General features: G+C 58.5%; 23 protein-coding genes. 1 reads left to right on the top strand and 22 read right to left on the bottom strand.

Going from position 1 to position 24,283, the window contains the following annotated elements:
- Positions 1-23 precede the first annotated feature (23 nt).
- From IF199_RS15495 to panB, 10 genes are all read right to left on the bottom strand, one after another.
- The gene (locus IF199_RS15495) at positions 24-878 is read right to left on the bottom strand and encodes a TniB family NTP-binding protein (protein WP_192557993.1); all 855 of its coding nucleotides are present in this window, start codon (positions 876-878) and stop codon (positions 24-26) included.
- Between the two features lies 1 nt (position 879).
- The gene (locus IF199_RS15500) at positions 880-2,712 is read right to left on the bottom strand and encodes a Mu transposase C-terminal domain-containing protein (protein WP_192557994.1); all 1,833 of its coding nucleotides are present in this window, start codon (positions 2,710-2,712) and stop codon (positions 880-882) included.
- Positions 2,713-2,947: 235 nt separating this feature from the next.
- On the bottom strand, positions 2,948-3,463 hold the full coding sequence (locus IF199_RS15505; protein ID WP_192557995.1) for a cupin domain-containing protein: 516 nt from the start codon (positions 3,461-3,463) through the stop codon (positions 2,948-2,950).
- A gap of 131 nt (positions 3,464-3,594) precedes the next feature.
- Complete coding sequence (locus IF199_RS15510; protein WP_192557996.1) at positions 3,595-5,205, bottom strand: gamma-glutamyltransferase family protein; 1,611 nt, start codon at positions 5,203-5,205, stop codon at positions 3,595-3,597.
- A 25-nt stretch (positions 5,206-5,230) separates the two neighbouring features.
- Positions 5,231-6,322: a polyamine ABC transporter substrate-binding protein gene (locus IF199_RS15515; protein ID WP_192557997.1), complete on the bottom strand. Its 1,092-nt coding sequence runs from the start codon at positions 6,320-6,322 to the stop codon at positions 5,231-5,233.
- 20 nt (positions 6,323-6,342) lie between these two features.
- Positions 6,343-7,122, bottom strand: coding sequence for an amino acid ABC transporter ATP-binding protein (locus tag IF199_RS15520; RefSeq protein ID WP_192557998.1), 780 nt, complete (start codon positions 7,120-7,122; stop codon positions 6,343-6,345).
- A gap of 2 nt (positions 7,123-7,124) precedes the next feature.
- Positions 7,125-7,901, bottom strand: a complete 777-nt coding sequence (locus IF199_RS15525; RefSeq protein WP_192557999.1) for an amino acid ABC transporter permease — start codon at positions 7,899-7,901, stop codon at positions 7,125-7,127.
- 11 nt (positions 7,902-7,912) lie between these two features.
- A complete protein-coding gene (locus IF199_RS15530) occupies positions 7,913-8,719 on the bottom strand; it encodes an ABC transporter substrate-binding protein (protein WP_192558000.1) in 807 nt (268 codons plus the stop codon).
- 79 nt (positions 8,720-8,798) lie between these two features.
- Entirely contained in the window at positions 8,799-9,467 is a 669-nt protein-coding gene (locus IF199_RS15535; RefSeq protein WP_096821385.1) for a GntR family transcriptional regulator, read from the bottom strand.
- A gap of 302 nt (positions 9,468-9,769) precedes the next feature.
- Complete coding sequence (gene panB / locus IF199_RS15540; protein ID WP_192558001.1) at positions 9,770-10,594, bottom strand: 3-methyl-2-oxobutanoate hydroxymethyltransferase; 825 nt, start codon at positions 10,592-10,594, stop codon at positions 9,770-9,772.
- 214 nt (positions 10,595-10,808) lie between these two features.
- On the opposite strand from panB, the gene IF199_RS15545 reads away from it, so the two are divergent.
- Entirely contained in the window at positions 10,809-11,702 is an 894-nt protein-coding gene (locus IF199_RS15545) for a LysR family transcriptional regulator (RefSeq protein ID WP_192558002.1), read from the top strand.
- A 9-nt stretch (positions 11,703-11,711) separates the two neighbouring features.
- On the opposite strand, the gene IF199_RS15550 is transcribed toward IF199_RS15545, so the two are convergent.
- From IF199_RS15550 to IF199_RS15605, 12 genes are all read right to left on the bottom strand, one after another.
- Positions 11,712-12,587: an SDR family oxidoreductase gene (locus tag IF199_RS15550; RefSeq protein WP_192558003.1), complete on the bottom strand. Its 876-nt coding sequence runs from the start codon at positions 12,585-12,587 to the stop codon at positions 11,712-11,714.
- A gap of 25 nt (positions 12,588-12,612) precedes the next feature.
- Positions 12,613-13,761, bottom strand: a complete 1,149-nt coding sequence (locus IF199_RS15555; protein WP_096821392.1) for an acetyl-CoA C-acetyltransferase — start codon at positions 13,759-13,761, stop codon at positions 12,613-12,615.
- Between the two features lie 24 nt (positions 13,762-13,785).
- On the bottom strand, positions 13,786-14,841 hold the full coding sequence (locus IF199_RS15560) for an acyl-CoA dehydrogenase family protein (protein WP_192558004.1): 1,056 nt from the start codon (positions 14,839-14,841) through the stop codon (positions 13,786-13,788).
- Positions 14,842-14,851: 10 nt separating this feature from the next.
- Positions 14,852-16,018: an acyl-CoA dehydrogenase family protein gene (locus IF199_RS15565; protein WP_192558005.1), complete on the bottom strand. Its 1,167-nt coding sequence runs from the start codon at positions 16,016-16,018 to the stop codon at positions 14,852-14,854.
- Between the two features lie 10 nt (positions 16,019-16,028).
- Positions 16,029-16,784 (bottom strand): enoyl-CoA hydratase family protein, encoded by a 756-nt coding sequence (locus IF199_RS15570; protein ID WP_096821395.1) that lies wholly within the window; start codon positions 16,782-16,784, stop codon positions 16,029-16,031.
- Between the two features lie 11 nt (positions 16,785-16,795).
- Positions 16,796-17,863: an NAD(P)H-dependent flavin oxidoreductase gene (locus tag IF199_RS15575; RefSeq protein WP_192558006.1), complete on the bottom strand. Its 1,068-nt coding sequence runs from the start codon at positions 17,861-17,863 to the stop codon at positions 16,796-16,798.
- Between the two features lie 2 nt (positions 17,864-17,865).
- Complete coding sequence (locus IF199_RS15580; protein ID WP_192558007.1) at positions 17,866-18,738, bottom strand: enoyl-CoA hydratase; 873 nt, start codon at positions 18,736-18,738, stop codon at positions 17,866-17,868.
- Between the two features lie 24 nt (positions 18,739-18,762).
- Positions 18,763-19,557, bottom strand: a complete 795-nt coding sequence (locus IF199_RS15585; RefSeq protein WP_192558008.1) for a CoA-transferase subunit beta — start codon at positions 19,555-19,557, stop codon at positions 18,763-18,765.
- A 12-nt stretch (positions 19,558-19,569) separates the two neighbouring features.
- Complete coding sequence (locus IF199_RS15590; protein ID WP_192558009.1) at positions 19,570-20,451, bottom strand: CoA transferase subunit A; 882 nt, start codon at positions 20,449-20,451, stop codon at positions 19,570-19,572.
- An 11-nt stretch (positions 20,452-20,462) separates the two neighbouring features.
- Entirely contained in the window at positions 20,463-21,359 is an 897-nt protein-coding gene (locus tag IF199_RS15595; RefSeq protein ID WP_192558010.1) for a VOC family protein, read from the bottom strand.
- Positions 21,360-21,705: 346 nt separating this feature from the next.
- Positions 21,706-22,836 (bottom strand): LLM class flavin-dependent oxidoreductase, encoded by a 1,131-nt coding sequence (locus IF199_RS15600; RefSeq protein ID WP_192558011.1) that lies wholly within the window; start codon positions 22,834-22,836, stop codon positions 21,706-21,708.
- Positions 22,837-22,960: 124 nt separating this feature from the next.
- The gene (locus tag IF199_RS15605) at positions 22,961-24,145 is read right to left on the bottom strand and encodes an acyl-CoA dehydrogenase family protein (protein ID WP_192558012.1); all 1,185 of its coding nucleotides are present in this window, start codon (positions 24,143-24,145) and stop codon (positions 22,961-22,963) included.
- Positions 24,146-24,283: the final 138 nt, after the last annotated feature.

Genomic DNA, 24,283 nt, shown 5'->3' on the forward strand with positions numbered 1-24,283 from the left:
CCCTACTGCTAAAAACACTGTAATTACATTTTATACGCCCAAGGGTTGCTCATCGCCTCCTGCAGACAATCTATGGTTATTTGTTCCTCCCCAGAGACAAGGGCGACAATTGCGGCGTGCTTGATGAGTTTGACTACATTATCCATTACACCGTCCGAGTACATGAGTAAAAACTTTAGCAGATCCTCAGAGTAGAGAGAGGACGGTTTACGCAAAGGAAGATTTTCTTCATAAGCGGCTAGAAAAGCTCTGAAGTTTTCCGATTCGGTCCACTTGGGGAGATCATGAATATAATATCTGCGTAGGAGTTGCGCGTCATGCCGCAATGCGTTACGTGCCAGAGACGTTCCGAACCCGATAACAGACAAACAGTAAGGTTCTCCGGACAATCCCTTCAAGATAGATAAGGTCTTTGCCTGGTCGGTTCTGTTGGAGAGCAAGGCATCATGAAATTCATCGATCACGATCGCTCGTACGCACCTGATGGCAATAAATTCCGACAGCTCAGCAGGCAATGTAGGTTTTATTTTTACTCTGGTAGATCGTGCCGCCCCCATAGCCTCCAGAAATAGGTCTCTAAAATGCAGATTTCCTGGATTTTCATTAAGCGCCATAAAAACAACATGCTCATCCCATTTCCGGCTAAGGAATTTAAGCTGTTTCACGATACTTGTTTTACCACTCCCACCCTCTCCGCAAACAAGCATGCACGGCGCTTGAATCTGTGACGGGGATTGTATAATATTTTTTATCATTCGAAGCGCCAATAGAGATTGCGGACAGTCCACCCATATGTCCTGATGCACTATCTTAACGCGCTCCTTCACCGGCAACTCCAGCATATAACGTCTTGAATCTTTGACATGACTTTCACTCATCTCAAAAATCCTCACTTGGTAAGGGCGTCGGTTTGATTGAGTAGTCCACTGGATTTACAACTGCGCTTTTTTCGGTCAATGGGCGGTAGCTTAGAAGGCCGGAATCTCTCAAATGATTAGCATATTCTTTTTCCGCCTGTCTTTTTTTCTTCATTCTTTTTGTTTCTTTTTCGCTCTCACTCACCAGAAAGTCGTTATTTTTATATACCTCAAGAAGCGCTTCTGGAGAAACCCACTTAACACCTAAATTCCTTTTTTTACTTAATGAATACTCTTCAAGAGTCATATCTGAATTAGTGAGATCAGAAAAGCTCGCAGCAAGATATTCACCATTCAACCTCACCCAAACTTTACTTAAAGAAAGCGGGTCATATTTGATAATAGCTTTTTTCACACCAATAAAATCAATCAGTCCAGGCGACCAATAATGCTTGCCGCCAAATGCTATACCCTTGGGTGAAATGGCGCGAACATCCTCAGGCATAAAATCTAATCTAAAACTAAAGGAATCACGTAGAAGAGGGGGCTGGTTGACTGTCATATCTGCGCTTGTAAAACAACTTATCCACTTATCTCCCGGCGTACTATCGAGCCCACGATGATAGGATGCATGATAAATAGCAACTTGCCCAGTAAACCACTTTATAAACTCGCGCAGTGACAGTATTGATTTTTTCTCGCTGTCGTAACCTTTCCGTTGCTGGACATTTGAAAATGTCGTGCCTGATAAAAAGTGTACATGACTGGTCATCAAGGTGCCGATTAAGCGTTCAATATGACCACCATAGTGTTTTTTTCCAGGAGGTCTAAACTCAACCTTTATCCCATGTATTGCACAGGCTCTTTCAAGCTTATTTGATCTAAATTCCTTTGCATTATCCATGTGGAGAATTTTAGGCACCCCATAAAATGGATACAGCTCAGCCTCAGCACCGATATTTTTTAAATATTCACGCTTGGGAAATGCAGCATGAGTTATAGCGCAAGCGACATTAACAGCTGACGGTGCATTAAACCCTATGTAATAACCCAAAATAATTCTAGTGTGCACATCGATTGCAACTGTTAACCACGGCCTCCCTATCGGCTCGCGCGTTTCTTGGTCGCATAAAATAACATCTACAAGCGTATGATCTATTTGAACCAACTCTAATGGAAATTGAGTTTTCCGATGGCCTGGACGCGCCCCATACAACTGATCTGCAGCTTCAGCACCAAACCGCAAAGCATGAAGTTGTTTGGCATTTATGCTCTTAAATCTTGCTGTAACAGCTCCGATACTTGGAGCATGAAGACCCGCCTCTTGACAACGATTATTAATCTCTTGCCAAGCTTTCTTAAAAGTAAGTTTTTTGCCCGATCTTTTTTTCGATGCTGCATCCGCTATGAATTCTTCAACCTGCTCCTGCAGTTGCTTTTCTCCTAACTTTCTTCCTCTATTACGGCGAATCAACGAGACCATGCCAACTTCACTATCGTAAAGCTTAATTAGCTCAAAGAAACGAGATTTTTTTAAATTTATAGTTGCCAGCGCTTCACTAAGCGAGATCTCACGAGACAAGTATTTGCTTACTAATATAAACCGTTCTTCTGATATTTTAACTTCATTATCTGACGCCGCATTCTGTATGCAAACGAGTTCCTGAGTATAGACTTCTTTACCGTCAGCGCCGGTTTTTGGGAGAGGGTTTACTTGCTCGACAGGTATAACTAGCTGGAGCCTATCTTTTAATCGCAAAACCTGGATCATTGATTTCGGTAAGCACTGAAGGATTGTCGCGGGCTCCCCGGCGACTAAAACCACAACACCTGGATCTAATCTGACGATATTCACTCTGGGCACCTCCAATAAAGCGGAGTGGCAGTGAATTGAGAATATTTGAAAGGTGGCTATTTTCAAGCTACAGGCTTTTTTTTCCGTGTTTTTCTTGTTTATTTTATTTTTTTTTATAAAAATCAGTTAATTATGTGAGCTCCATTTTTTAGATGATTCCCACATCTCCACCATCGCTCCTCAAAGCACCTTGCCTTTGATGCCTGGCGATCGCTCTATTTGGAATGTGCTGCTCTCAATCCTCGTCACGAGTCAGCTTTTCAATCAGCGCTCGATGCTGCGGATACTGCGCCGTAAGCTTCCGCCGATTCCCCATTTCCATATCCGCGAAATCAAACCCTGGCGAAACCGCTTCGCTGATCAAGCCAAATCCATTCTCGCCATTCAACAGTCTGGAGGCTTTCCAGATTCCGCCCGGTACGTGCAATTGCAGATGTTGGCCTGCCAGAACGTCGCTGCCCATCACCAATGTCTGTAGCGAACCGTCAGGATGAATCAGGCTGTACTCGATGGCGTCGCCCAGATGGAAATAATGCAGGATGTCTGACTGGTTGAAATGAAACTGGCCCACGGGCGATTCTTCGGTCAACAGGTAATAAATGGACGTCATCAAATAACGTGAGCCGCCTTCGGTTTCGAGCATTTCTCGATGGTCGGCCTGAAATGTCCTGCGGAAATAGCCACCCTCAATATGAGATTCAAGTTTCAGGGCTGTAATGACGTCTTTTGCGCTCGCCTGGCGTTTCAACATAGCCTTCTCCATTGATTTCACAGTAGATTTTCGCATAGCTCAACTAAAGGCTCATTTAGTGTAGTTAACCTAATATGTCGACACATTCGAAGACGTTAGCCTCATTTAGCGTTTTCTTCGTTAGCTTGTGCTTACCAAACCGCAATATGCGAATCCGCCCTGGGCTCAGTCCCACCACAAAACACACCACTGACCGGATCACGAATAATAATCTGCCCTCTGCCGTAATCCGTAAGGTCAGAGGCGATCTGTACCTCATGTCCCCGTCGCGCCAGCGCATTGGCCAAATCCCTCGAAGCCCCCTGCTCGATCCCTACCTTCATCCCCCCCAGCCATTGCCAGCGTGGAGCGTCCAGCGCCGACTGCGGGTTCAATCCGAAATCCACCAAGTTCATGACCATCTGCACATGCCCCTGAGGCTGCATATAGCCGCCCATCACACCGAACGGCCCAAGCGCCTGGCCATCCTTGGTCAGGAAGCCCGGAATAATCGTATGGAACGTCTTCTTGCCCGGCGCCAGACAGTTGGCATGTTCCGGATCAAGGCTGAATTCTTGCCCTCTGTTCTGCAGCGCAATGCCGCTGTCAGGTAGCACCACACCCGAACCAAAGCCGTGGTAATTGCTCTGGATGAACGACACCATATTGCCTTGTCCATCGGCCGTGGCCAGATACACAGTACCGCTGGCATGAGGATCACCTGGCTTGGGTGGCTGAGCCTTCTCACCGATCTGCCCACGGCGCCGAGCGCTGTAGCCATCACTCAACAGATCGGCCACCGCCACGCGCATGTGCAATGGATCGGTGATGTAGTGCAAACCATCGCTGTACGCCAGTTTCATGGCCTCCAGCTGACGGTGCCAGGTCTGTTGGCTGTCACGATGATCAAAGTCGAAACCCTCGAGAATCTTCAGCGCCATCAACGCGACCAGGCCCTGGCCGCTTGGCGGGATTTCCCAGACATCCACACCGCGATAATTGACGTGGATCGGCTCCACCCATTGCGCACGGTAATGTTCCAGATCCGTAGCTCGCAGATACCCGCCGGTAGCCTGTGAATGCGCATCCAGGCGCTGCGCCAAAGCGCCGCGATACAAACTCTCACAGCGGCTCTGCGCCAATTCTTCAAGCGTCCGCGCTTGCGCTGGATTACGAAACAGCTCCCCTGCCCTCGGCGCCCTACCCTCAATCAGGAAAGTATCGAACCAGGCGTCCAGCACCGCATCGCGATGGGGACTGAACTCATCCAAAGCAACCTGCCATTGATGAGCAACCACTGGCGACAGCGGAAAACCATCCCGTGCCAGGCTGATGGCCGGCTGCAACAACTCAGCGAACGGCAGCACGCCAAAGCGTTGAGAAAGCTCGGCCCAGGCCGAAGGGCAACCGGGCACCGTCACCGGCGTCCAGCCATACAGCGGCATCTGTTCATGTCCGGCCGCCTTGACCGCTTCGATGCTCAAAGCAGCCGGTGCATGGCCGTTGGCGTTGAGCCCATGCAACTGATCCTTGAACCAGACCAGAGCAAAAGCATCGCCGCCAAGACCACAACCTGTAGGCTCGACTACGGTCAGCGCTGCCGCGGTAGCGATGGCGGCGTCGATCGCATTGCCACCCTTTTGCATCATCTCGATGCCGGCCTGAGCGGCTAAAGGCTGGGACGCCGCAACCATGCCACGACGGGCAAAAACACTTTGGCGTTGTGACGGATACGGATACTCGTGAGCAGAAAATTTCAGCATGGCAAAGACTCTTCAAAACAAGGATTCATTGGCCGGACTTGATCCGGTTCCATTCGCGGGTCATCAGGCGCTGGATGTTTTCCGGCAGATCGGCGGAGACAAAGGTGTGACTGATCACTTCGTCGCCCGGGTAAATCCCCGGGTTGCCGCTGACCTTGGGATCCATCAAGGGCGTGGCGTCCCTGTTCGGATTCGCGTACCCCACATAGTCACTGACCGACGCAATGACCTCGGGCCGCAGCAAGTAGTTGATCACGGCATGGGCGTTGGCCACGTTGCCGGCATCCTTGGGAATCGCCAGCATGTCGAACCACAGGTTCACGCCTTCCTTGGGAATCAGGTAGCGGATATCGATGTTTTTCCCGGCCTCGCGAGCCCGGGTCTGGGCCTGCATCACATCGCCGGAATAACCGATCGCCACGCAAATGTCGCCGTTGGCCAGGTCGGCGGTGTACTTCGATGAGTTGAAGTAAGTCACCGAGGGCCGCAAGGTCATCAGCAGTTTCGACGCCTGCTTGTAGTCGTCCGGTTTGACGCTGTTGGGGTCGAGCCCGAGATAAAGCATCGCTTGAGGAATGATCTTCACCGGCGCATCGAGAAAGGCCACGCCGCAGCTTTTAAGTCTGGAAAGATTTTGCGGATCGAACACCATCGACCAAGAGTCCAGCGGCACGTCCTTGCCCAGCACCGCGCGCACCTTCTCCTCGTTGTAGCCGATGCCCACGGTGCCCCACATATAAGGCACGGCATAGCGGTTGCCCGGATCGGCCGCTTCCAGACGCTGCATCAAACGCGGGTCGAGGTGCTTCCAGTTATCCAGCAACGCTCGTTGCAGCGGCTGATAGGCACCAGCCCGGATCTGTTTCGACAGGAACTGGCTGGACGGCACCACCACGTCATACCCCGAGTGTCCGGAAAGCAACTTGGCCTCGAGCATTTCATTGGTGTCGAAGATGTCGTACTGAACCTTGATGGCACTGTCTTTTTCGAAGTTCTTCAGGGTGTCGGGACCAATGTAGTCGGACCAGTTGTAGACCTTCACCACCGCGTCGGCAGCCTGAGTCATGGGCACCACGGCAGCGCAGCACAGGGCCGCAAACACGCTCGATAAACGCATCGTCATTATCCTTGTGAGTCTCACAGCACGCGGCTGAGAAAGGCTTGGGTACGGGGATGAGAGGGGCGACTGAATATCTGTTCCGGCGGTCCCTGTTCGATCAGTTCACCCTGATCGAGCACCACTACTCGGTCGGCGACCTCTCGGGCAAAACCCATTTCATGGGTGACCACCACCATCGTCATGCCCTCCTCCGCCAGTTCCTTCATCACCTGCAGAACCTCGCCGACGGTTTCCGGATCAAGGGCGCTGGTGGGTTCGTCGAACAGCATCGCCTGGGGTTTCATGGCCAGGGCCCGGGCAATCGCCACCCGTTGTTGTTGGCCACCGGAAAGCATCGAGGGGTAATGGTTGGCCTTCTCCGCCAGCCCGACACGTTTGAGCAGCGCCCGCGCTTGTTCCTCCGCTGCTTTGCGCGGCACACCCAACACCTGAATCGGTGCTTCGATGATGTTTTCCAGCGCGGTCATGTGCGGGAATAGATTGAAGCGCTGGAACACCATGCCGATGTCCCGCCGCTGACGGGCGATGTTGCGCTCCGAATCCCGCACCAGGCTTCCATCGGCCTTCGTGCGATAGCCCATGGACTGGCCGTTGACCCGAATTTGCCCGGACTGAATGTCTTCCAGCAAATTGATGCAGCGGATAAACGTGGTTTTACCGGACCCCGAGGCGCCGATCAGCACCACCACTTCACCGCGCCGGACTTGCAGGGAAATCCCTTTGAGAATTTCGAGGTTGCCGAACGACTTGTGAATGTTCAGCGCTTCGATGATCAGTTCGTCACTTTGGTGCGCCATGATTAACGTCCCCTCAGCAGTTTCAGCGTGCTGCGACCGAACATCCGATTGGATGCCGGCGGCGGCGACGAAGGTCGATCCGACTGGCCGAAACGCGTCTCCAGCCAGCGCTGGAAGAAACCCCACAACGTCGTGAGCAACAGGAAATAGATCGCCACCACGAGGTACAACTCGAACACTCGAAAGGTTGCCGAAGTCACCATCTGCGTGCTGAGCAGCAACTCCTGCACACCGATCACACTGACCAGCGTGGTGTTTTTAAGCATCACGTTGAACTCGTTACCCAGCGGCGGCACGATGACCCGAAACGCCTGTGGCAAGACGATACGGCGCATCAACTTGGCGAAGGTCATGCCCAGGGAGCGCCCCGCCTCGTACTGCCCCTTGTCGACGGCACCGATACCGGCGCGAATGATCTCGGCCATGTACGCGCCTTCGTTAAGGCCCAACGCAATGATCGCGGCCTGGATGTTGCCGGGGATCATCAGCCCGAACAGTTCAATGTCTTCAAAGCGGAAAATCCTGCCCGCCGCCAACGCCGTATAGAGGAAGACGATCTGCACCAGCAAGGGCGTCCCGCGCATCAGCCACACATAAAAACGCACCGGCAGATGCAGCAAAGGGTTCTTCGACAATCGCAGCAGCGCCGCCGCCAACCCCAGGACACAACCCAGCAACATGGCCAGCACACTGATCAGGCACGTCAGCCAGAGCCCGGTGAGGTAGACCCCGCTGGGCTGCAACAGGTACTGCCAGAACACATCCCAATTGAAGTTCATCAACGCTTACCTCAATCGAGAGTGTCGCTGGAGACGTGCCATTTACTCAGGAGCTGGTTGTAGCTGCCATCGCTGCGCATGTCGGTGATCACTTGCTGCACCGCGGCACTCAGTTGCGGATCGTCCTTGCGAATACCCAGACCGGTGAGGATCCGGCTGAAGGCTGGAACGCCTTCCTCGAACAGGTCCGGTGCCATGGCGGCGTAATACCCGGCGGTTTCCACCGTGGTGCCGTAAGCATCGACCTGACTGATGCGCAGCGCCTGGAATGCATCGGTGTCGGTGTTGTAGACCACCAGTTTCATCGGTGGCTTGCCGGCCTTGGCCAGGCTTTCATTCTCGGTATCGAGCAAGGTCTTGATGGTCGAACCGTTGAGCACCGCGATCTTGTGCGCGCTGAGATCAGCCAGCGTCTTGAGCCCCTTCGGGTTGCCCTTGGGCACCACCACCGCCTGGCTGGAATACATGTAGTTGACGATGTCGATCACCTCGCGGCGCTCGGGCTTGTCGAACAACTGGTCGACGATCATGTCGCATTGCTTGGCCAGCAAGGCCGGCAGCAATCCGGAAAACGGGATCACCCGCCACTCGACCTTCTTGTCCCCCAGGCGCCTGGCGACTTCCAGGCCCAGGTCGACGGTCAGGCCTTTTGGTTTTTGCGCTTCATCGAAGGACACCAGGGGCGGCGAGTCCATGCCCGAGCAATAGGTGAGTTTGTCGACCTTGAGCAAGCGCTCCGGCACAGTGGGTGCGGCAACCGCCCACTGCGTACAGAGCCCCAGGGAAATTGCAGCCAACAGCAGGCGAGACGTATGCATGACCAGACACTCCAGTTCGGTTAGTAACGGGGCAGTTCTCAAAGTCAAAACATCGGCGGGCTCGGTGCCCGCTCTGTGGTTATCGTTCCGATTGCAGAAACTTGATGAGCTCAGGGACCGTGCCTTCGATGTGCTCGCGCACCACGGCCTCTGCCTTCGCGGCATCACCGGCACGAATTGCGTCGAGGATCACCACGTGTTCCTGGCGTGCACTCAGTGGCTTTTCAACGTGCTGCAGCCAAAGACGCATGGGAGCTTCGATCAGCGAGTAGAGCGCGCTGATCTGTTTCACCAGACGAGGTCGTCCGCTGAGGCTGCACAGGTACTCATGGAACTTGCGGTGGCGACTGACCCAGGCCGCACTCTCGTCGCGGTAGTCATCCATTTCATCGAGCAGGCGTTCCAGGGCAGTCAACTGACGTTCACTGATCTTCGGCACCGCGACTCGAATCGCCAGTCCCTCAAGGGCGCTGCGCATCTCGAAGACTTCGTGCATTTCCTCGACATCCAGACCGCTGACAATCGCGCCGCGATTGGGCCTGAGCGTCACCAGCCCCTGGGCGTCTAGACGGCGAAAGGCTTCGCGCACGGGCATCCGGCTCATGCCGATTTCACTGGCAATGTCCTCGGCGATCAGCCGGTCACCTTTGCGATAACGACCGCCGCAGATGCCTTCCAGAAGAAAGTTGTAGGCCTCCTCCTCGGCAGTCATCGGTTGGCGCTGGTCGTAGGCGGGAGCGAATTGCATGGCGGCACCTTTTGTCTTTTTGTATCCAATTATCCACGGATACATAAAAGCAGAATGCATGCCAAAACCTGCATCTTCCCGCCAAGCGATTGATTCGAATGAATTAAAGGAAAATAGCAGCGCGCACAGCCATCAGATTTGCCGGTGCGACACTGGAGATTTGCTACCTAATGGCTCATTGCGAGACCCGGAAAGGTGCAGAACGGTAGCTGAGTAACACCTCTTGAAAACACGTCGGCCAGCCCCCCCCACTCGCCTGCCAACGCAGCAGGCGAGTGAAATGAGACATTGCGCAGTGCCAATCAGCGCTTCACGCCAAAGCAGTGCGAAAGCTCCGGGAAACTTCCCTCACGCACATCCGATGCGTACTGCCCCACCGCATCGCGGATCACCGCATGCACATCGGCATAACGTTTAGCGAAACGCGGTATGAACTCTCCCCCCAGCCCCAGGATATCTTCGATCACCAGCACCTGACCGTCGCATGCGGGCGAGGCGCCGATTCCGATGGTTGGCACGCGCAAGGCTTCGGTCAACTCGCGGGCCAGCGGCTCTGCTACGCCCTCCAGCACAATGCAAAACGCACCGGCCGCTTCCATCGCCAGGGCGGCCTCACGGATAGCGTCTGCCGATCGTTCGTCCATGCCCTGGGCCTTGAAGCCACCCATGGTGTTGACGAACTGGGGCATCAACCCGATATGCGCCATCACGGGAATGCCCCGCTCCACCAGAAACTGCACAGTGGGCGCCATGACCGCACTGCCTTCCAGCTTCACGGCAGCAATATTGGCCTCCATCATCAACCGCGCGGCACTGCGAAAAGCCTGAGCCGGTGACTCCTGATAAGAGGCGAATGGCAGATCAGCCACCACGCACGCGCGCTGTGTGGCACGCACCACCGCACGACTGTGCTGAATCGTCTGATCCAGTGTGAAATCCAGCGTGTTGGGCTGCCCGTAGGCAACCATCGCGGTCGAATCCCCCATCAGGATAACGTCGACAAATTCGTCAACGATCTCAGCAAGCGATCGATTGTGCGCGGTCAACGACACGATCTTGCGTTTGCCCTTGCAAGCCCTGATGTCGGGTACGGTCAGACGGCGGGTTTCATTGATTGCGGTACTCATGACGTGAGCTCCTCGCGAAAACAGCGTTAAAGGAAGAACCTCTTGAATCGACGCAGACGCCAAATACGATCTCCGAACAAGGCTGGCCTCCACTTCTGATTTAATGTTCCCCGTCCTTGTATCCGGACGTTTTTCGGGGGCGATGGTAGAAGCATTTCTCCAGCCGGAGTGAGCGAACAATTTTTCTGAACCGTATGCGGAAATGGAATACAAGATGGACCTGAAGAACCTGCGCTATTTCGTGGAAGTGACAGAGCATGGAAGTTTCTCGAAGGCATCCCGCACCCTTCACGTCACCCAGTCGGCACTGAGCAAAGCCGTTCAATTACTCGAAGAGGAACTGGGCGCGACGCTATTGGTTCGCAGCCGTCCGGGCGTGCCGTCACGCTTGACCCCGTCGGGCGAAGTGGTCTTCCACCACGCCAAGGGATTGCTGAGTCGCAGCAAGCAAATGCTGACGGACGTGAACTTGCTCAACAGCCTCGTCACCGGTGTCCTTCAGCTGGGGCTGCCTCCCTTGGGCAGTACCGATCAAGTAGCGGCCGTGTTGACCGAATTTCGGCGGCGCTTTCCCCAAGTGGAACTGCAATTGCGTGAGCAAGGAGGCCAGGCTCTGGAAGAGGCCGTTCGCAAGGGCGAGATAGAACTGGCGATCAGTCTGCGACCCGACGGAGACGACCTGGCCTGGCTGCCGATTTGTGAGGAACCACTGGTTGTCGTCCTGCCACCTCGCCACCCACTCGCCAACCGCCATCGACTGACACTGCCGGATTTGGCGCATCACCCATGGGTGCAGTTGCAGGGCGCCTCGATTCTCAATCACCGCATCAAGCTCTGCTGCCCTGCTGTGGACGTCAGTCGCCTACAGGCAGCCAAAAGCGACAACCTGGCTTTTTGCTTGTCATTGGTGGCCGCGAACGCAGGCCTGCTGGTATTGCCTCGACTATTGGCGCAACACCACATCCCGCCCGGTGTGGAAATCGTTCCGCTCGAATGCGCGGAACTGGAATGGCAACTCGTCGCCATCTGGCGCAAGAACGCACAGCTGTCGGTCGCGGCACAGCAATGGCTTGAATTGTTGGCCCCCACTGACTCACAGAAGTCGTAGCGTTTTTATTCAGCTGCCATATACCTTCGCGGCAGGCACCGCCCGATTCAGCAATTGCTCGACAGCCCCGCCGACCTCGTCTACCGCCCAACGACCACGCCTGTCCAGCTCAGGGCCTTTACGCCAGCCATCGGCAATCGACAGCTTGCCACCCTCCACTTCAAACATCTGCCCATTCACCGCTGCGGATTCCTGCGAACCGAGCCAAACCACCAGCGGCGCTACGTTCTCCGGCGCAAAGTAGTCAAATCCCTCCTCCGGTTTCTTCATGACGTCGGCAAACACTCCCTCGGTCATGCCGGTGCGCGCCGCCGGGGCCAGGGCGTTGACGGTAATGCCATAGCGCCCGAGTTCTGCCGCTTGCACCAGCGTCAACGCGGCAATCCCGGCCTTGGCCGCAGCGTAGTTGGACTGGCCGATAGAACCCTGCAAACCGGCACCGGAGCTGGTGTTGATGATCCGCGCACTCACGGGCTGGCCACCCTTTACCTGCTCACGCCAGTAACGCGCCGCGTGGCTTGAGATGCAAAAATGCCCTTTGAGGTGCACCGCCATCACCGCGTCCCAATCGGATTCGCTCAGGCTGGTGAACATACGATCACGACAGATGCCGGCGTTGTTGACCACCACATCCAGCCCACCAAAAGTCTCGATCGCCTGGCGCACGATCAGCGCCGCATCGTCATAGCGGGTGATGTCGTTGCTGTTGGCCACCGCCATGCCGCCCTGCGACTCGATGGCATCCACCACCGCCAGTGCGGCCTCGCGATTGATGTCGTTGACCACCACTTTCGCGCCCTCGGCAGCGAACGCCAGCGCATACGCCCTCCCCAGCCCTCCCCCGGCACCGGTGATGATCACGACGCGGTTTTTACAGATCTGCATGGTCCTGCTCCCGTCAAAACTTCATTCACAAACGTTCGATGATCGTCACGTTGGCCTGACCGCCGCCTTCGCACATGGTCTGCAAACCGAAGCGACCACCGCTGCGTTCCAGCTCATGCAACAGGCTGCACATCAAGCGAGTGCCGGTGGCGCCCAATGGATGGCCGAGGGCAATCGCGCCGCCGTTGACGTTGGTCTGTTCGTGGGGATAGCCGGTCTCTTTCAGCCAGGCCATGGCGACGGAGGCAAAGGCTTCGTTGATCTCGACTCGATCGATGTCCTCAAGCTTCATGCCCGCTCGCTTCAACGCATAAGCAGTGGCCGGAATCGGCGCCGTCAGCATCCAGATCGGGTCCTCGGCGCGTACGCTGAGGTGATGGATACGCGCGCGCGGTGTTAGCCCGTAGCGCTTGAGCGCCGCTTCGGAAACGATCAGCATCGCGCTCGCCGCATCACAGGTCTGGCTGGACACCGCAGCCGTCACCCGGTCGCAGCCAAACAGAAACTCCAGCTCGGCCATTTTCTCGAGGCTGGTGTGGCGCGGCGTTTCGTCGTGAACAACGTCGGCCAGGGGTACGATTTCCCGCAGGAATCGCCCCTGCTCGATGGCACGCAATGCCCGCTGATGAGACTCCAGTGAATACGCTTCCAACTGCTCGCGGGACAATCCCCACTTTTCGGCAATCATCTGCGCCGAACGAAATTGCGTCGGCGGTTGCCCGCCGTAGCGCCGTACCCAGCCTTCGGAGCCGCTGAACGGGTCACTGAAACCCAAAGGCTCAGCCGCGATCATGGCCGACGAAATCGGGATCTGCGTCATGGTCTGCACGCCGCCGGCGATAACCACGTCCTGGGTGCCGCTCATCACCGCTTGCGCGGCAAAGTGCACCGCTTGCTGCGACGAGCCACACTGGCGATCAATCGTGGTGCCGGGCACGGATTGCGACAGCCCGGCAGCCAGCCAACTGGTCCGCGCAATGTCCCCGGCCAGCGGGCCGATCGTATCGACGCAGCCAAAGATCACGTCGTCGTAATCCTCGTCGGGGATGTCGTTGCGTGCGACCAGTTCGCGCAAGACGTGAGCGCCCAGATCGGCCGCATGAATATGACTCAAACCACCCTTGCGCCGGCCCGTAGGCGTACGCAGGGCGTCGACAATATAAGCTTCAGGCATGATTTTTCTCGGTAAGTGGTGCCGTCAGAACGTCTGGCCGGCACCCAGTGCGCAACGACCGTTGAACAAGGCTGCGCGGATGCGTTCTTTGTGGAAACCGCGATCGCCCCAGACCTTGTCCAGCGCCCAGGCGCGTTTCATGAACAGGTGCAGATCGACTTCCCACGTGTAACCCATGGCGCCGTGGGCCTGAATGGTGTTTTTCGCCGCCAGCATGGCGGCTTCCGAGGTCGCCAGTTTGGCGTGGGAAACCAGCACCGAGCGGTTCGGCTGTTGCTCGGCGACGGCATAGGCAGCGCGATACAACGGCCCCTTGGCGAATTCAATCTGCACCGCGACATTCGCCATCAGATGCTTGACCGCCTGGAACGACCCCACCGGTTTGCCGAACTGTTTGCGTTCGAAGGTGTAGTCCACCGCAAGATCGACCATGCGTTTGGCCAGTCCCAACAGCTGTGCGGCACTGCCCAGCGCGCCGCGATCAACCGCCTCCGCCCACAGTCGCTGCCCCTGTTCTCCGGAGGCCACGCAGGTCGCAGGTGACGGAGTCCAAGAGACCTGAAATAACTGGCGAGCCGGGTCGACCGACACATTGCGGGTCAACTGCACCGCGCCCGGTTCGACCGCATGCACCTCATCGCCATGGGCCAGCAACAGCAGATCGGCGACATGGGCATCGCTGACCAGCGGGTTGCCCGGTTCGGCAACCGCCAGTCGTGCGCGGCCTTCTGCGATACGTCCGAGCCAGTCCTGTTTGAGTGCCGCGTGACGCTCATCAAGACCGGCGAGTAACGGCACACCCACCAACATCGTCTCCACCAACGGCTCGGGCAGTCCGGCATACCCGCATTCCTGGGCGAGCAGCACGAAGTCCAGCTCGTTCATGCCCATTCCGCCATTTGCTTCGGGAACGGTCAGTGCAGTCAGCCCCAGCTCGACCAATTGCGCCCACAGCTCATCGCTGCGCCCGCTCTCGGTCTGCCAGAGTTCGCGAATGCGTTCCGGTGTCACCTCGTTGATCAGAAAATGCCTGACGTTGTCCTGGAACAGCAGTTGGTCGCGGCTGAAATTAAAGTCCATGGTCTCTTCCTCAAGCACGCGGCATGCCGAGCATGCGTTCGGCAATGATGTTGCGCTGGATCTCGTTGGTGCCGGCGTAGATCGGCCCGGCCTGGGCAAACAGAAAACCTTCCAGCCAGTGGCCGACATCGCCCGCCGCCGGGGCTTCGGGCAACAGCTCGCCGCGCAGGCCGAGGATGCTCATGGCGGTGTCGTGCATGCGCTGATCGAGTTCCGACCAGAAGATTTTGTTGGTCGACGATTCCGGCCCGATCTTGCTGCCCTGTACCAGTTGCGACGCGGTGCGGTAGGTATTGAGGGTGTAGGCCTCGGCGTCCAGCCAGGCGCGCATCACCGCCTCGCCAATCGCCGGGTCGCGGTCGGCCTGCTCGCGATTGGCCTGATACAACTGCACCAGACGCCGGGCCGTTTCCTGAAAGCGTGCGGGCGAGCGCAGCAGCAAGCCGCGCTCGAAACCGGCGGTGGACATCGCCACATGCCAGCCCATGCCCTCGCCGCCCAGTGCGTTTTCCACCGGTACCTTGACGTCGTCGAAGAAGATTTCGGCGAACCCGGGCAAGCCGTTGAGCTGAGGAATCGGCCGCACCGTGATTCCCGGCGTGTCCAGCGGCAGAAGAATGAACGTCAGGCCCTGATGACGTTGCGAGTTCGGATCGGTGCGGAAAATGCCGAACACCCAATCGGCCCACACGGCGCGTGTTGACCAGGTCTTCTGGCCGTTGATGACGTAGTGATCGCCAACCCGTTCGGCCCGCGAGCGGATCGCCGCCATGTCGGAGCCCGCTCCCGGCTCGGACCAGGCCTGGGCCCAGATATCTTCACCAGTGGCCATGCGCGGCAGAAAACGCGCTTTCTGTGCGTCGCTGCCGTACTCCATCAGCGTCGGGCCGAGCAGGAAGATGCCGTTCTGGTTGACCCGTGCAGGCGCTTCGGCGCGGTAATACTCCTCCTCGAAAATCAACCACTCGATCAAGTCGCAACCGCGACCGCCCAACTCGACCGGCCAGGTGACCATGCCCCAGCGCCCGTCGTTGAGGCGGTTTTCCCAGGCCCGGTGTTGAGCAAAACCTTGTTCGGTGTCGAATGATTGCAGCGGCTCGCGAGGCACGTTGGCCGTCAGCCACGCCCGCGCTTCAGCGCGAAAGGCCTGTTGGGCCGGGGTATAGGTCAGATCCATGAGAGAGCCTTCAGCCGTTGAAGTGAGCATCACGTTTCTCGATGAACGAGTCGCGTGCTTCCTGTGAATCCAGTGAGCGATAGGCCTCAAGCGTGAAGCCCTGCTCCCAGCGATACTTGTCTTCCAGATTGCCGTCCTCGATGCCGTTCAGCGCTTCTTTGGCGAGGCTGATCATGGCCGGGCTCTTGGCGGCGATGGTGCGGGCGATCTGCAACGCGGCTTCGCGCAAGTCTTCGCGCTTGACCACGCGCTCCACCGCTCCGAGACGCCAGGCTTCCGCCGCATTGATGGCTTCGCCGGTGAAATACATGTGCCGAACCTTCTGCACCGGGAACAGGCGCTGCAAATGCGCACCACCACCCATGGCGCCGCGATCGACTTCGGGCACGCCGAAAGTGGCGCATTCGGAGGCCAGGACAATGTCGGCAGCACCGCAGAGACCGATGCCACCGCCAAGCACAAAGCCGTGCACCGCCACGATCACCGGTTTCGGGTTGCGGTGAATGGCCTTGAAGCTGTCGTAGTTGCCTTTGTTGACCGCCACGATCAGGTTGCCGTCGGCAGCCAGTTCCTTGATGTCGACCCCGGCGCAGAAGCCGCGACCTTCGGCGCGAATCACGATGACCCGCACGCGGTTGTCGCTTCCAAGCCCTTCGATTTCACGGGCGATTTCGGCCCAGGTACTGCAATTGAAGGCGTTGACCGGCGGCTGGTTGAACACCAGTTCGGCAATGCCGTTATCGATATTGACGCTGAATGGATGCATGTTTTTTCCTTTCACGACACGCGACGACAGAGTTCGTCCAGACGCAACTCGGCGTCACGAACGATCTGCTCGATCAATTGGGCACAGCTGGGCAGGCTGTCGATGGAGGCCGCGACCTGACCCGAAGGCAACACGCCTTCGGCCGGCAGCCCGTCGACCATGGCTTTCTGGATGACCATCGGCGCGTTGGCGGCCATGATGCTTTGCGCAGCGGTCAGGTCTCCGCTGCTGCGCATCTTCAATGCACTGGAAAGCAACTGACTCAAGCTCATGCTGCTAAGGCGGCGGTAAGCCAGACCGCTGCGCACCGCCAGCAACCAGCGTTTGAACACGCCGCTGGTTTCCAGTTGGTCGAGCAATTCGTTGCGGATCATGCGTTGCGGCATGCCGTCGATGGCGCGGCTGACGATGATCGCCGCCGGGTCTTTGATCGCCAGGTAACGCGCCAGGGTCTGCGCCGGCACCGGGCTTTCGGCACACATCAGAAACCGCGTGCCCATGGCGATGCCTTCGGCGCCGTAGGCCAGGGCCGACACCAGTCCTCTGCCGTCCTTGAATCCACCGGCCGCCACCACCGGGACCGACACTGCATTGACTACTTGATCGAGCAGCAACGCCGTCGGCACCGAGCCGGTATGCCCCCCGCCCTCGCCGCCCTGTACGGTGACGGCATCCGCGCCCATTTCCACGGCTTTCTGCGCGTGTTTCAAGGCGCCAACCGTGGGAATGCACACGACACCGGCATTCTTCAGGCGCTGGATCATCTGTTTGCCCGGGGAACGGCTGTAACTGACCGCTCGCACCTTATGGCGCAGCACCAACTCGACGATGTCGTCGGCGTTGGGCTGGTACATATGGAAATTGACCCCGAACGGCTGGTCCGTCAGGCGCCGGGTTTCGAGGATCGCGGCCTCCATGTGCTGCGGTTCGATGGTGGCGCCGGCCAGAAAACCGAAGGCGCCGGCATTGCTCGTGGCCGCGACCAGTTTCGGGTCAGCCACCCAGCCCATCGCGGTCTGGATGATCGGATAACGGCAACCGAGCAACTCGGTCAGCCGGGTATTCAATGAGATCGCCATGTTCACGCCCCACCCGTCGAGCGTTGCGAACTGGCCATGGCCTTGGCGTCGTAGCCGCCGAGCCGGTCGCCGGACACCAGTTCATTGTGGGCATGGGCGAAGTGGTGCAGGCCGAAGACCATGTCCATGGTCGCGCGCTTGCCCATCAAGTCTTCGGCGTTGTTGACCGCCTGCTTGCTCAATTGCAGGCCCAGGCGCGGCATCTGGGCGATGCGCCCGGCGATATCGAGGGTTTCCTGTTCCAGGGATTCGCGAGCCACCACCCGGTTGAGCATGCCCATCTGATAGGCGCGCGGCGCCGGCATGCGTTCGCCGAGGAACAGAAACTCCTTGGCGATGCGCGGGTTGAGTTCATGCGCATGGGCAAAATACTCGACCCCGGGAATGCCCATGCGCACCACCGGATCGGCAAAATACGCATCCTCGCTGGCGACAATCAGGTCGCAGACCCAGGCCAGCATCAACCCGCCGGCAATGCACGCGCCCTGCACCATGGCGATGGTCGGCTTGGGCATTTCGCGCCAGCGCCGGCACATGCCCAGATAGACTTCCTGCTCCCGGGCGTAAAGAAACTCGCCACCGGGCTTGTTGGTGTGGTCATACCAGAGGCTCGCGCGGTCGAACGTCTTATCGACGTCCCGCCCCGGCGTGCCGATGTCATGCCCGGCGGAAAAGTGCTTGCCGGCCCCGCGCAGCACGATGACTTTCACCTCGTCATCATCGCAGGCACGGCGAAACGCCGCGTCCAGCGCGTAGGTCATCTGCGAGTTCTGGGCATTGTGATACTCGGGGCGATTCATGGTGACCAGCGCCACCGCCCCGCGCACTTCGTAGAGCACCACGTCGGCGGCATTATTATCGTTATGTTCAGCCATCACTTTTCTCCGAAACGGTGCGACTCAGCGCTGGCCCGGCGGGTTGTCTTTGAGCTGGCTGGCGCGCAGGTTGTGCGGGTCCAGACGCTCGATCAGTTGCAACTGCGCGGCGGTGGGCGACGTTGTGGTCGGGCAATCCTGTGGCACATGCAGCTCGAATCCGGTGTTGTCCTGTACCTGTTCCACGGTCACGCCGGGGTGCAGCGAACGAATCCGCACCTGTCGTTGCGGGCCGAGAAAATCCAGCACGCACAGATCCGTGACGATCAGGCGGATATCGATTTCATCCAGCGACCAGCCCCAGGCCAGGCGCGCCGGGTTGTAGCCGACCGAGGCGACCATATCGACCTCGCCTTCGACGAACACCCGACGGTTATGGCTGGGCACGCAAAAGGAGTTGGCATGGCTGATCGAGTTGCCGGGAAAGCCCCGCACACCGAGCATTTGCGCCTTGGGTTTGGCGTAGTCACCGATGCAGGAAATGTTGGCCTGACCGAAGCGATCGATTTGCGTCGGGCCCACAAGCGCATGACGCTTGCCGCCCCAGACGTTGTCGAAAATCCGCGAGAAGCCCATCCAGCTGTCGCGCTTTGGTTCGTAGCCGTTGCGTGCACCGAGCGGCACCGGCTCGGCGACCATGTACGCCTCGGAGTCGGTCATCAGCAGCTGCGGGTTGCTGGTCAGCATGCTCAATGAAGCGGCCAGGCGCGGAATCACCCCGATCCCGGTGGCGAGTACCTCGCCGTCGTCGCGCCAGGCTTCGGAAGCCGCGCAGATCATCAACTCGGCGAGGCTGTAAGTCGTTGCAGAAGTCGTCATATCAAGGCTCGCTTAGTAGACCGGCAGAGGGAGCTGGCGGATGGCGTCCAGGCCGCCGACCTTGTCCAGATACTGTTCGTGGGTGCAGTCGACATAGTCGCGGACGTAGTCCTGCCAACCTTCGCCGGCCTGGGCCGAAGCGTTGTAGGCCTTGAAATGCGCCACATCGAAGCCATACAGCGGCGCGCAGGAAGACGGGTGCGCTCCGCCCGGCACGTGCGCCACGGCAGTGGTCAGGTTGCGTTCCCAGAACACTTGATGCGCCCGCGCCGGATCGGCATGGAAGTAGTCGCTGTCGACCAGTTCGTCGCACGTCACATAGCTGTGGGTCGCCGCCCGGACGAGCAAGTCGTCCATGTAGTGATCGGGGCCGCTGATCTGGCAGACACCGCGTACATCGGCGCGGTCGACGTGAATCAGCGCCGCATCGAGCTTGAGTGCCGGCATGGCGACCCATTGCTTGTTGTCGGCATAGGGCGAGTCGATCAACTTGATCTGCGGGTTGTGCCGCAGCACGTCGGTGCCCAGCCCCACGGCCGTGGGAATGAACGGCACTTTCATGGCGGCAGCACGCAGGCCGAGCAACAGCATGCCTTCGTCGATTTCCATCACTTGCAGCGCCGCGTCCTGACGCGCTTTGCGGAAGTACGGTTCGAGTGGAATGAAATCCAGCGACACAAAGGCAAACACCAGTTTGCGGACCTTGCCGGCCGCGCAGAGCATGCCGACATCCGCGCCGCCGTAGGCGACCACGGTCAGGTCCTTGAGGTCCGAGCGCAGGATCTCGCGCACCAGCGCCATGGGCTTGCGCCGGGGGCCCCAGCCACCGATGCCGATGGTCATGCCGTCACGCAGTTGGCCGACCATTTCGGCCGTGGTCATTCGCTTGTCCATCGTCATAGTCCTCATTGGCGACCGACACTGAAGTCATGGCCCCAGTGGCTGACCACGGTGCTTTCGAACGGGGTGTGCAGCTCCCAGTCGACCACCAGGCCATCGCAGCCGTACTCCAGGTCAAACCCGGACGGGGTCTTGATATAGAACGAGATCATCTGGTCGTTGGTGTGCTGGCCGAGGGTGGCGGACATCTTCACGCCGTTGGCCTGCACTCGGTCGAGGGCCCGGCCGACTTCATCCAGGGCGTTGACCTCGACCATCATGTGCACGCAGCCGTGGGGCATCGGGCACTCGAAAATCGCCAGTGAATGGTGGCGACCGTTATTGCAATGCAGGAAGTGAATGCGTTTTTGCGGTTCGGCCGGGTCCGGTGTGAAGCGGACTTTCATCAGGTCCGACAGGCCGAAACCGAGCACCTGCTCATAGAAATCCCGGCAACGATCGAAGCTCGGCGCCGGCAGTACTACATGGCCCATGCCCAGTTCGTTGGTGACGAAGCCCTTTACGCCGACCGGCGAAACGAAGCGCGCGAAGTCCTGCAACGGGCCCCAGAACAATTCGTGGCGGTTGCCATCCGGATCGCTGAAGTGCACCAGTTCCTGGACTTTGCGGTCCCGAGCCTGAGCCTCTGTGCCACGGGTGACTTGCACATCGGCGCGCTCCAGCTCGCTGACAGCCTGCTCGAGCGCCGCTTTGCCCGACACTTCCCAACCGCAGGCGCCGAAGCCGTTTTCGGTGCTTTTCTCCACCAGAATCCGGTGGTGGCGCTCGTCCATTTTCAGGTACAGGCGCTCATCGTCATCGCTGCCGGCGACCATCATGCCGAGCACCTGACTTGCGTACTGCCGCCACTGCGCCAGATCGCTGGATAACAGGGTGACGTAACCCAGACCACGGATATCCATGGATGCACTCCTCGTTGTTCTCAGGCCGAGCCGCCCGGCGGCGATTGCCGGGGAGACTGTATTGGGGCCTATTCAAACGGGTTCGCCAGGGGGAAACATCGTCCAATGGGACTAGCGCAGACCCGGAATACAGGCATAAAAAAACGGGCCTTGGGGACCCGTTGGAAATGGGGACTGGATTCCGTTCCAGACCTTGTGCGCGAGCAGTTGATGATCGTTCCCACGCTCCGCGTGGGAATGCCTCAATGGACGCTCTGCGTCCGCTGTTGAATGGGACGCGGAGCGTCCCGGGCTCCATTCCCACGCGGAGCGTGGGAACGATCAGGTGAGTGCAGTGTGGGAGCTATCACGCTGGTCCGGATTTGCGGAAATGCGGAATCACCTTCTCGCCAATATTCTTCAACGTCTCCATCTGCGCCCACTGCGGTACGGTGCCCATCTGGCAGATGAACAGGATTTCGTCGGCGCCGGCGTCGATCAGTCGCTGCACGTAGCCGATGCAATCCTCGACAGTGCCGTAGGCATGGTTGGGGTTCATCATGGCCATGGTCGGGTCGGAGAAATCGACGCTGACCTCTTCCGAGGCAAAACGCGACTTGATCACGCTCTGCCCGTTGCCATCGACGAAAGTGTCGTCCTTCCACTTTTCCGGGTCCGGACGCTCGCCGCCGCCGTACCAGTAACCCAGCGACTCCATGAAATAGCGCTGGCCACGGATGCCGATACGCCGCGCTTCTTCGTTGTTTTCCAGCACGATCGCCGGGCACAGCGCCGCGATATGACGGTTGGGACGGAAGCCCACCTGGTGTTTCACGTCACGGTTGTCCCAGGCCTGGTGATAGACCTCGACCTTCTTGGCGATTTCTTCCGGCCCGCCAAAACCCAGCACCAGCGCGCCCATGCCACGGCTGCCAGCCTTTTTCAGCGAGTCGGTGTTGGTGCAAGCCAGGTACATCGGCGGGTGCGGATCCTGGTAAGGCTTGGGATGGATCGGCCGTTTCGGAATCTGCACGAAGTCGCCCTGGTGCTCGATTTCGTCGAACACGAACATTTTCGGGATCAGGTACATCATCTCGTCGATCTGCGGCTGCAACGTCGTCAGGTCATAGCCGAAGGTGCCGGCCTCCTGCTGGGTGCCACCCTTGCCGACACCGAAATGCACCCGGCCCTTGGACAGCAGGTCGAGAGTAGCGATGCGTTCGGCGACTTTCACCGGGTGGTTCATCGCCGGTGGCAGGCAGACCACGCCGTGGCCGATGCCGATCCGCTCGGTCTTGCCGGCGACGAACGCCAGCATGGTTTCCGGCGCGGACATGTGCGAGTAGTTGCTCAGTGCCGTGTGCTCCACGCACCAGAACGTATCGAAGCCCAGTTTGTCGGCCAGCACGGCCTGTTCGACGGTGTCTTCGAAAATCTTGCGATCGCCTTCACGGCTGGAGTCCACCGTCTGGGCTTCGTAAATCAGGGAAAATTTCATGGTTGATCCTTGTACTTGTTGGATGCGCAGCCGGCGCCGGAGAACCACGCCTTCGCGCTAATGCTCGGGCATCCTCGAGGCGCTCGAATCCTGCAAACGGACTAGCCGATTCAGCGCAGTGCGGTCAGAGGAAAAAGTCGTTGCTGTCCTGGCCCATGCTCACGGCGCCGAGGTTCCAGGCGTACTTCGCCGGGCTGTTGGCGACGTGGGCGCGACCGGTGTGAATGTCGCGAAAGGCGCGGTTGATCGGGTGGCTGCGGAAGATCGTCGAGGCGCCGCTGTTGAACATCAGCTCGCCCACCGCTTTCGCGCATTTGTCGGCTACCCGTGCGGAGTCGTAACGCATCTTCACCCGCTCGGGCATGCTCAGCGGCTCGGCTTTTTGCGCCCGTTCCAGCATCAAGGCGAAGTTGCGATAGAGCACGGTCTTGCATTCGTCGACGCAGACCATGGCGTTGGCCAGCGCCGATTGCGCGGCCGGGTCCTGGACCATCTTGCGTCCGTCGTTGACCCCGACCCGTGCGCGGTTGTGTTCGACAAACTGATCCACCGCGCCTTGCAGCGCACCGATGGCCGCCGACGACACCGCCCGCACGAAAATCTGCCCGAACGGCAGGCGAAACAGCGGTGCGGTGTTCACCGCATTTCCGGGGCTGTTCTGCATGAAACCGTCGAACGCCCGATGGGTGCGGTACTCGGGGACGAAGGCGTTCTCGACCAGGATGTCGTGAGAGCCGGTGGCTTCGAGCCCCATGACATTCCAGTTATCGAGGATTTGGTAGTCACTGCGCGGCACCAGGAACGTCCGGTAATCCGGCGCACCACCGGCCTCTTCCGCCGGCACCAAGGCCCCGAGAAATGCCCATTCGCAATGCTTGCTGCCGGACGAAAAGCCCCAGCGCCCACTGAGCCTGAAACCGCCCTCCACCCGTTCGACCTTGCCCACCGGCATATAGGAAGAAGAGATCAGCACGCTGGAGTCGTCGCCCCAGACATCCTGCGCCGCACGGTCATCGAACAGCGCCATCTGCCAGTTATGAATCGCCACAACGCCAAGCACCCAGGCCGAAGACATGCAGCCCTCGGCGAGGGTCATCTGCACTTCGAAGAAGTCCTTGGGTTCCAGCTCGTAGCCTTCCCAGCGTGCCGGCTGCAGGATGCGAAAGAACCCCGCTTCCTGAAAATCCTTCAGGGTCTCTTCCGGCAACTGGCCGGTTTGCGCGGCGTCCAGGGCGCGCTCACGCAGAATCGGTACCAGCTCGCGGGCACGCTGGCTCAGACGCTGGCGAATCAGGTCTTGGTTGAGCATTTTTATTGTTCTCCATTGTTCACCCCGTCCGCCGGGGCGCGCGTGCAGCGAGGCACGTGCCGCACTTGCGGTGCCTGCCTCCTGTGCGGCATTCAAACAATGTGAAAAGTGCCGGGCATCCCTCAAACGGACCATGTC

The sequence above is a fragment of the Pseudomonas allokribbensis genome (genome assembly GCF_014863605.1).
Classification (GTDB): Bacteria; Pseudomonadota; Gammaproteobacteria; order Pseudomonadales; family Pseudomonadaceae; genus Aquipseudomonas; species Aquipseudomonas allokribbensis.

Excerpts from the sequence above, each read along its gene's own strand:
- IF199_RS15575 (WP_192558006.1), bottom strand. The coding sequence starts at position 17,863 with ATGGCGATCTCATTGAATACCCGGCTGACCGAGTTGCTCGGTTGCCGT.
- IF199_RS15590 (WP_192558009.1), bottom strand. The coding sequence starts at position 20,451 with ATGGACAAGCGAATGACCACGGCCGAAATGGTCGGCCAACTGCGTGAC.
- IF199_RS15585 (WP_192558008.1), bottom strand. The coding sequence starts at position 19,557 with ATGACGACTTCTGCAACGACTTACAGCCTCGCCGAGTTGATGATCTGC.
- IF199_RS15595 (WP_192558010.1), bottom strand. The coding sequence starts at position 21,359 with ATGGATATCCGTGGTCTGGGTTACGTCACCCTGTTATCCAGCGATCTG.
- IF199_RS15555 (WP_096821392.1), bottom strand. The coding sequence starts at position 13,761 with ATGCCTGAAGCTTATATTGTCGACGCCCTGCGTACGCCTACGGGCCGG.
- IF199_RS15545 (WP_192558002.1), top strand. The coding sequence starts at position 10,809 with ATGGACCTGAAGAACCTGCGCTATTTCGTGGAAGTGACAGAGCATGGA.
- IF199_RS15535 (WP_096821385.1), bottom strand. The coding sequence starts at position 9,467 with ATGCAATTCGCTCCCGCCTACGACCAGCGCCAACCGATGACTGCCGAG.
- IF199_RS15565 (WP_192558005.1), bottom strand. The coding sequence starts at position 16,018 with ATGGATCTGACCTATACCCCGGCCCAACAGGCCTTTCGCGCTGAAGCG.
- panB (WP_192558001.1), bottom strand. The coding sequence starts at position 10,594 with ATGAGTACCGCAATCAATGAAACCCGCCGTCTGACCGTACCCGACATC.
- IF199_RS15600 (WP_192558011.1), bottom strand. The coding sequence starts at position 22,836 with ATGAAATTTTCCCTGATTTACGAAGCCCAGACGGTGGACTCCAGCCGT.
- IF199_RS15515 (WP_192557997.1), bottom strand. The coding sequence starts at position 6,322 with ATGCGTTTATCGAGCGTGTTTGCGGCCCTGTGCTGCGCTGCCGTGGTG.
- IF199_RS15520 (WP_192557998.1), bottom strand. The coding sequence starts at position 7,122 with ATGGCGCACCAAAGTGACGAACTGATCATCGAAGCGCTGAACATTCAC.
- IF199_RS15580 (WP_192558007.1), bottom strand. The coding sequence starts at position 18,738 with ATGGCTGAACATAACGATAATAATGCCGCCGACGTGGTGCTCTACGAA.
- IF199_RS15510 (WP_192557996.1), bottom strand. The coding sequence starts at position 5,205 with ATGCTGAAATTTTCTGCTCACGAGTATCCGTATCCGTCACAACGCCAA.
- IF199_RS15525 (WP_192557999.1), bottom strand. The coding sequence starts at position 7,901 with ATGAACTTCAATTGGGATGTGTTCTGGCAGTACCTGTTGCAGCCCAGC.
- IF199_RS15550 (WP_192558003.1), bottom strand. The coding sequence starts at position 12,587 with ATGCAGATCTGTAAAAACCGCGTCGTGATCATCACCGGTGCCGGGGGA.
- IF199_RS15605 (WP_192558012.1), bottom strand. The coding sequence starts at position 24,145 with ATGCTCAACCAAGACCTGATTCGCCAGCGTCTGAGCCAGCGTGCCCGC.
- IF199_RS15570 (WP_096821395.1), bottom strand. The coding sequence starts at position 16,784 with ATGCATCCATTCAGCGTCAATATCGATAACGGCATTGCCGAACTGGTG.
- IF199_RS15530 (WP_192558000.1), bottom strand. The coding sequence starts at position 8,719 with ATGCATACGTCTCGCCTGCTGTTGGCTGCAATTTCCCTGGGGCTCTGT.
- IF199_RS15505 (WP_192557995.1), bottom strand. The coding sequence starts at position 3,463 with ATGTTGAAACGCCAGGCGAGCGCAAAAGACGTCATTACAGCCCTGAAA.
- IF199_RS15495 (WP_192557993.1), bottom strand. The coding sequence starts at position 878 with ATGAGTGAAAGTCATGTCAAAGATTCAAGACGTTATATGCTGGAGTTG.
- IF199_RS15560 (WP_192558004.1), bottom strand. The coding sequence starts at position 14,841 with ATGGACTTTAATTTCAGCCGCGACCAACTGCTGTTCCAGGACAACGTC.